General features: G+C 46.0%; 7 protein-coding genes and 1 pseudogene. 6 read left to right on the forward strand and 2 right to left on the reverse strand.

Features of this window, described 5'->3' with window-relative positions; genetic code table 11:
• The first annotated feature begins 13 nt into the window (after positions 1–13).
• Positions 14–1,960, forward strand: a complete 1,947-nt coding sequence (locus H9Q13_RS10055) for an OmpA family protein (protein ID WP_191183659.1) — start codon at positions 14–16, stop codon at positions 1,958–1,960.
• A gap of 90 nt (positions 1,961–2,050) precedes the next feature.
• Here H9Q13_RS10055 and H9Q13_RS10060 read toward each other — a convergent pair whose 3' ends face one another.
• On the reverse strand, positions 2,051–2,587 hold the full coding sequence (locus H9Q13_RS10060) for an outer membrane beta-barrel protein (RefSeq protein ID WP_191183660.1): 537 nt from the start codon (positions 2,585–2,587) through the stop codon (positions 2,051–2,053).
• Positions 2,588–2,810: 223 nt separating this feature from the next.
• Here H9Q13_RS10060 and H9Q13_RS10065 point away from each other — a divergent pair, with 223 nt between their 5' ends.
• From H9Q13_RS10065 to H9Q13_RS10085, 5 genes are all read left to right on the forward strand, one after another.
• The gene (locus H9Q13_RS10065; protein WP_191183661.1) at positions 2,811–3,980 is read left to right on the forward strand and encodes an AIR synthase related protein; all 1,170 of its coding nucleotides are present in this window, start codon (positions 2,811–2,813) and stop codon (positions 3,978–3,980) included.
• Between the two features lie 366 nt (positions 3,981–4,346).
• Complete coding sequence (locus H9Q13_RS10070) at positions 4,347–4,829, forward strand: hypothetical protein (RefSeq protein ID WP_191183662.1); 483 nt, start codon at positions 4,347–4,349, stop codon at positions 4,827–4,829.
• A gap of 334 nt (positions 4,830–5,163) precedes the next feature.
• Positions 5,164–5,382 carry a hypothetical protein gene (locus H9Q13_RS10075; protein ID WP_191183663.1) on the forward strand — a complete coding sequence of 73 codons (219 nt, stop codon included), beginning with the start codon at positions 5,164–5,166 and terminating at the stop codon, positions 5,380–5,382.
• Positions 5,379–6,044: a hypothetical protein gene (locus H9Q13_RS10080; RefSeq protein ID WP_224744200.1), complete on the forward strand. Its 666-nt coding sequence runs from the start codon at positions 5,379–5,381 to the stop codon at positions 6,042–6,044. The genes H9Q13_RS10075 and H9Q13_RS10080 overlap by 4 nt, the downstream gene beginning before the upstream one ends.
• A gap of 18 nt (positions 6,045–6,062) precedes the next feature.
• On the forward strand, positions 6,063–6,716 hold the full coding sequence (locus H9Q13_RS10085; RefSeq protein WP_191183665.1) for an outer membrane beta-barrel protein: 654 nt from the start codon (positions 6,063–6,065) through the stop codon (positions 6,714–6,716).
• Positions 6,717–6,990: 274 nt separating this feature from the next.
• Here the strand turns inward: H9Q13_RS10085 and H9Q13_RS18285 are convergent.
• Positions 6,991–7,099: pseudogene (locus tag H9Q13_RS18285) on the reverse strand (IS1 family transposase); the annotation flags it as partial.

Below are 7,099 nucleotides of genomic sequence, written 5' to 3' on the forward strand. Positions count from 1 at the left end.
AAACCCCATGTCCATGCAGCAGACGCTATCACGACAGTCAGTGGCCTACTATTTTAAGCTTGCGGGAGCCTTCGTGCTTCTGGCGGTAATACTCAGCTCCTGCGGCGCAGGCATGTACCTGAGCAAGGGTGACAAACGCTTCGAGGAGGAGCAATACGAGCGAGCGATTGAATTCTACAAACAGGCGCTGAAAGGGGCAAAAAACACCGGAGAAATCAATTTCAGAATAGCCGAGTCTTATCGCCTCTCCAATCGCTTGGCACAGGCAGAGCCATTCTATAAAGCCGCACTCGACAACAACTACCGAAAGGAGGAGGCTTATTTCTACTACGGCATGGCACTGAAAGCCAACGGCAAGTACGAAGCAGCCATGGGGCAGCTACAGGACTATGCCCGTATTGGCAGCAAGCAGCAACTCAAAACCCTGGCACAGCGCGAAGTGGAAACCCTGAGCCAGCTGAGCACCATCCTGAAAAAGAACTCCGGGTATGAGATACAAAACCTGGAAGTACTCAATACAGAGGGTTCTGACTTTGCGCCATACGTGCGCGAGAACGAGCTGATCTTTTCCTCCACTCGCGGGCCTGGCAAAACTTACCAGGGTAACGGGGAGGGCTTCCTGAACATCTACGCGACCACACTCGGCGACTCGGCAACCATGGGAGGGGCTGTGCGAAAACTCGAAGGCGTGAACACGGATGACCTGCACGAGGCACTGGCCACTTTTACCGACGAAGGCCGCACGATGGTATTTGCCCGTGGCAACGAAGGCACCAAGAAAGGCCGTCGCAATGTAGACCTTTACATCTCCTTTTACCGTTCCAACGCCTGGACTGAGCCCAAGCTGCTTAACATCAACGACCCACGAGCCTGGGAGTCATCTCCGGCTTTCTCGCCCGATGGCAAAACACTTTACTTCGCATCCGACCGCCGCGGTGGTCTGGGTGGCAACGACATCTACAAATCGACCATAGACGGCAACGGCCGTTTCTCGGCTCCTGAGAATTTGGGTCCGGACATCAACACGCCAGGCAATGAAAGCTATGTGTATGTAGGGCCGGATGGCACGCTGTATGTTGCCTCAGATGGTCTGCCGGGACTGGGCGGGTTGGATGTCTTCAAAATAGAAGATGGCAAGCCCGTGAACATGGGCACGCCGGTTAACTCCAGCGGCGACGATTTCGGTATTTTCTTCCAGGATGCTTATACGGGGTATATTTCCTCTAACCGCGAGGGTGGCAAAGGAGGCGACGACATCTATGCCATCTCCAAATCTGCCCGTAAGCTGGTGAACTTCTTTGTGGACGGCACCGTGTACCAGCGCCGCGACAAAGACAAACAGCAGATGGTGGTGCCAAACATACCAGTGGTGCTGCAGGACGAGCGAGGTCAGAAACTGGCGGAAACCAAAGCTGATGCGGAAGGCAAATTCACGTTCCCGCTTGACAGTGCTTCTACCTACTCACTATTAGCCGAGAAAGCCGGTTTCTTTGCGGCCCGCCAGCGCATCACAACAGTAGGAAAAATGCCGCCACAGAACCAGTTGCCGAATGAGGTGAACGAAGTGCGCCTGACAGCAAGCCTGGTGCTGAACGAGATCGTGAAAGAGAAGGCCATCGTGCTCGAGAATATTTTCTACGACTTCGACAAAGCGGACATCCGTCCTGACGCGGCTGAGGAACTTGACAAGCTGGTGCAGATACTGGTGGACAACCCGCGCATCTCCATCGAGCTGAGCTCCCACACCGACTCCCGTGGTTCCGATGTGTACAACCAGGATCTGTCGCAGCGCCGTGCTGAGTCTGCCGTGAATTACATCATCTCGAAAGGTATAGACAAGGCACGTATCACAGCCAAAGGCTATGGCGAGAGCCGCCCGGTAGTGCGCAATGCCAAAACCGAAGAAGAGCACCAGCGCAACCGCCGCACCGAGTTTAAGGTGGTGCGCATTCAGGAGTAACAGGTATAGCGCTATACCTGAACACATAAAAAACCGGCGACTGTAGCATTAAACTACAGCCGCCGGTTCTGTTTTATACCTTTGCTATACCTACCGGAAGGTGTATTTTACCCCGAGGCCTATGTTGCTGGAATGGCGCATGTTAAGTTGTGTAGTCCCGCTGTGAATTCGCATAAAAGTAGAGCGATAATCCAATGAAATGGCAAGCGGGACTTTCTTGAGTTGATATTCTATACCAATAGTTGGTAGAACTACTATGTTATTCCGGTCGACTTCATTACCATAAAATCTGCTATCCGGTCTCAAAAAGCCTATTCCTATACCTGCATAAGGCCTGAAACGCTCTGAGGTAGCCAGCTTCGGTTGCCAAATATAGCTAAGGGAAGCTAGGTAATAGCGGGCCTCCGGGCTAAGGGTTGAATGTAATTCGATGGCTGACTGTGGTCTGAAAAAATATTTTGCCGTTACACCCAAATCGACACCAGTAGGCCCACCAGTTGCGTAGCGTATACCAATAGCTATCTTATAGGGTGCCGATACCTGCGATTTAACTTGCAGTGAATCCTGCGCCTGTACCGTGCCAAAAACAAAAAAGGTGAGGAGGGAAATCAATAGTTTCTTGATCATGTCTTATATAAGTTTGTTTATATAGAGGAGCCAATATATTCTGAAATGGTTGCAAGGTATAGGGTAGGTTTTTTTGAAAGGCTATACCTGATACTTGTTTGGTTTGGCCCAGCAAAAGGTTTAGCTTAACAGTATTTTGCCGTTTGTGCCTTTTTAAAGCCCTGCTTTTGCCGTATATACCAAGGCCTTTCTTAAATTTGTAGAGCAAGTAAGACCAAGCACTATGGAAAATAGATACCTCCGGCGTGGCGTGTCCGCCTCTAAGGAAGACGTACACAACGCCATCAAGAACATCGACAAAGGGCTTTTCCCGAAAGCATTCTGCAAAATCATCCCCGACATCCTCACCGGCGACCCCGAGTACTGCGCCATTATGCACGCCGACGGCGCGGGCACCAAGTCGGCACTGGCCTACATGTACTGGAAAGAAACCGGTGACCTGAGCGTTTGGAAAGGGATAGCCCAGGACGCGGTAGTGATGAACACGGACGATCTGCTGTGCATCGGCGCAACAGATAACATTCTCCTTTCTTCCACTATCGGCCGTAACAAAAACCTGATACCTGGCGAAGTGATCGGAGCCATCATCAACGGCACCGAAGAAGTGCTGCAAATGCTCCGCGACAATGGCGTAGGCATTTACAGCACCGGCGGCGAGACAGCCGATGTAGGCGACCTGGTGCGCACCATCATCGTGGACAGCACCGTAACTGCCCGCATGCGCCGCGACGAGGTAATCTCGAACGATAAGATACAAGCCGGCGATGTGATTGTGGGTTTTGCCTCGCACGGACAGGCTACTTATGAAGACGAGTACAACGGCGGCATGGGCAGCAACGGCCTTACCTCTGCCCGTCACGACGTATTCCACTCTTACCTTTCTGCTTCATACCCGGAGAGCTATGATCCGGAATTGCCAAAGGACTTGGTTTACTCCGGCAACTACCGCCTGACGGACGTGGAGCCCGAGACAGGTATGGAAGTGGGCAAACTGGTGCTTTCGCCAACGCGTACCTATGCACCTATTGTGAAGGCCATACTGGAGCAGCACCGCCAGCACATACACGGCATGGTGCACTGCAGTGGCGGCGCTCAAACCAAAGTGCTGCATTTCACCGACAAGGTACACATCATCAAAGACAACCTCTTCCCGGTACCGCCGCTGTTCCGCATCATTCAGGAGCAGAGCCACACCGACTGGAAAGAGATGTACAAGGTCTTCAACATGGGCCACCGTCTCGAAATCTACCTGCCGGAGCAACACGCCCAAAGCCTGATCGATATCTCGAAATCCTTCGGCGTGGATGCGCAAATCATTGGCAAAGTGAAAGCCAGCGAACGCAACGAGCTCACAATCAAGAGCGATAAGGGAGAGTTTTATTACGAATGGTAAAAGACGGAATTTACAGATAAGGAAAACCACAGGTATAGCGCCTGTGGTTTTTTGTTTTTAGAAGTCCTCGACAGTTTATGTATCAGCTATTTTGTAAAGGTAAAATTTGTAACCATGCCAATTCATTCAAAATATAGTTATATATTAAGGGTGTGATTCTTGCCCTGCACCTATATGAAAACATACTTTGCCCTTTTACTGTCTATACTTTTCTGTTTCCCAGCCATTGCCCAGAAAGAACCTTCTTACATCGAAAAAGGCGAACTCACTTTAGGGATTAACCTACAAACAATATCATATCACATTTACTATAAAGAAGGTAAAACCAGAGGGGCTGTCCGATCAGGTTATTTCACGCCGATTTCTTTGAATAGTAGCTATCAGCTTTCCGAAAGAGCAAGTCTGAGGTTAGGCCTTGGATTAGGGGGTGACCGAGATCGACTAACGGAGCAAATAAAGGGAGTAGACTACAAGCACGACTCCAGAACTATTGCCATTGTGAGCTCACTTTCCTTGTACCATACCTTTCTTAATCTATACAGGAAATTGCCGATTTACGGTACTGTGTCGGTTGTGCCAGCCTATGGCTTCACAAACCTGCAGACCACACACGACGGGGCAGATGGGCCGATTGTACATACTGTTAAAGAAAACGGGCTCAATATGTTTGCAATGGCTGGGGCAGGTTTTAATTACCAGATCAGCAACAGGCTCTACGGGAATATGTCTTACTTTTTTTTCAAGAAAAACCTGTCTGGGATGAACTCCTCACATTATGATTGGGACCAGGGGTACGGCTTAAGGAGTATCACCAAGTCTTTTGAGCTTGGAGTGAATTTTAAGTTATGATCTAAGAATGGTATGGTGTAATAACTAAACCCAAACCCACAGGTATAGCGCCTGTGTTTTTTTGTGTTATTAATGTTACTTTTTGTCTTTTTAATATTTTTAAAAAGCCGTTTAACTCAATGTGATCATACATTTGGTGCTGTTTCTATTCCTTCATACACCAAAATATCATGTTACTTTGTGCTATAAATATTCTTTTTTATACTTTTATTTAATAAGTATATTTATGCTATGTTTAATCCTAAATATCCTATATGAAAACTAAAACATTTACCCCCCCCATTGGTGCAGCACGTTAGGCCGACCACCCTTTTTATTTATCTTTTCCCTTTCTTTGGCCCTGACCAGTTGCGAAAAGGCTAAAGACGCAGTACAGCCCTCGGTTACAGAGCTAAAAGCATCTCAAGCACAAGACGCTAAGAAAGACGACGATTACAAGCGAAACAAGACAGGACAGTACGTAAGTAAAGACGTGCAGATAACCGGCTACGAAGACGGCAGTGAGCGCCCGAGCAGACCTAAGTTTGATGCCGCAGAAGCTATTCTACATTGACCCTGCCTCCTGACGAACCGTGTGAAGGATGTGTCGGTTATATTCCCCCGACACCGCCATCGTCAACTTTTGTAAGTTCTGAAGGGAGAGGATATGCCTACTATCCTAATCAATTTTATTACAACCCTTACAATTATATACAGGATCTAAAAATCATCATGGGAAGCTCATCTTCGATTGGAACAAGTGATTTCCCAGGCTATTTTAAAATAGATGCTGATTTAAATAAAGGAGCTGGTGGTAAGTATATTTATCTCTGCTTTACTCGTGATCCTGACAAGGTAGTTGGATCAAGAGTAAATCCTGGAGCATGGGTGAATGATGGAAGGATTGGAAAGACGGTTCCAGTAAGAGGTATAGTTGTTAAGACTCAAACTTTTGGTCCGGCAAATCAATGGCCAAATGATTGGACACCACCAATAGAAGCAAAAGATGCTTTGGGCTATCATTGTCCGGATTTGAATGATGGAGCAGGAGGAAATTATATCTACGCCTATCAAAGAAAAGATTCCTATGATAATACATTGCCAATTGTAAAAGAGGTTGGAGTGCTTTATGGTCAGAGTAGTTCAATTCAACCACCTTCTGGCTGGATAAAAATTTCAGGAGATTTGAATGATGGTGCTGGAGGGGACTACATATATTTCTGTATTAAGATTTAATTTTAACCTGTCTAAGCTATGAAATTGATTTTATCACTAATAGTTCTGTGCTTTTTTTCTTGTTGCGCATTTGCACAACAAGAAAAAGTAGCAACAAATTCTAAGTATTACGTAGGCGCATCTTTAAGTAATATATCCTACATGATAATCAAAGATCAGTCGAAAGAGTCAGGAAGCTTTTCACCTGTTGTATTTCTAAATGCTGGTTATCAGCTTAATAAAAGGATAATTCTTCAGGCTGGAATTGGGTATGGTCAAAACAAGTTTGATGGTGGTTCTATATATTATAAGTCGACAGATAGTACTATATATTACAATGATTATCGGCGCACAAGGGGTATAGCAATACCCTTAACATTAAGATTTACGCCATTTAATCCTAATAAGCGTCTGCAACTTCATGGAACAGCTTCTATTGTCCCTGCTTTCGGTACCATAAAGGCATATAGAACCGAAGAAATGGATGGTATAAAAACAACTACCTATGACGCAGATGTATCGGAATTTAACCTCATAGGGACTGCAGGTCTGATGGTAAACTATAGATTAAGCGAACGATTCGATGGTTATATCGAAGGAAACTTAATCTACAAGAACTTTTCAGGGTCCAGTAATTACGCCAATTCGCGACCAAGGTCAGAAGGTCTAGGACTTAACTATAAACTGAAGTAACATTACCACCTTAAAAGATAAACCACAGGTATAGTGCCTATGGTTTATCTTTTAGTTATACAAAATTATAAGTCTATCATGTGTTAATAATTTTGCATTAAAGCTTTTTTATTTTGCATATATATATATCAAACCCATTACGTGCAACTTGAAACTTCTAAATGAAACCAATCCTAATCTCATTCTTTATATTCTTTACATTATTTTCTTTTAATTCGAGGGCTCAGAAATACGCTGTCCCGGACACAACAAGTAAAGCTAAAAAGGTTGTGGTCTACAATGTATGATGGTTTCTATAATAGAAAATTAGCTTCATGGCGCTGTAATGGTTCTGCTCTTTTTTGGAGAAGCAGGCCGTTTTTCTCACGATTCTTCGGTTTCTG

The sequence above is a fragment of the Pontibacter aquaedesilientis genome (assembly GCF_014773225.1).
GTDB lineage: Bacteria > Bacteroidota > Bacteroidia > Cytophagales > Hymenobacteraceae > Pontibacter > Pontibacter aquaedesilientis.

Coding starts and splice junctions, on each gene's coding strand:
- H9Q13_RS10085 (WP_191183665.1), top strand. CDS start 6,063: ATGAAATTGATTTTATCACTAATAGTTCTGTGCTTTTTTTCTTGTTGC.
- H9Q13_RS10055 (WP_191183659.1), top strand. CDS start 14: ATGCAGCAGACGCTATCACGACAGTCAGTGGCCTACTATTTTAAGCTT.
- H9Q13_RS10065 (WP_191183661.1), top strand. CDS start 2,811: ATGGAAAATAGATACCTCCGGCGTGGCGTGTCCGCCTCTAAGGAAGAC.
- H9Q13_RS10060 (WP_191183660.1), bottom strand. CDS start 2,587: ATGATCAAGAAACTATTGATTTCCCTCCTCACCTTTTTTGTTTTTGGC.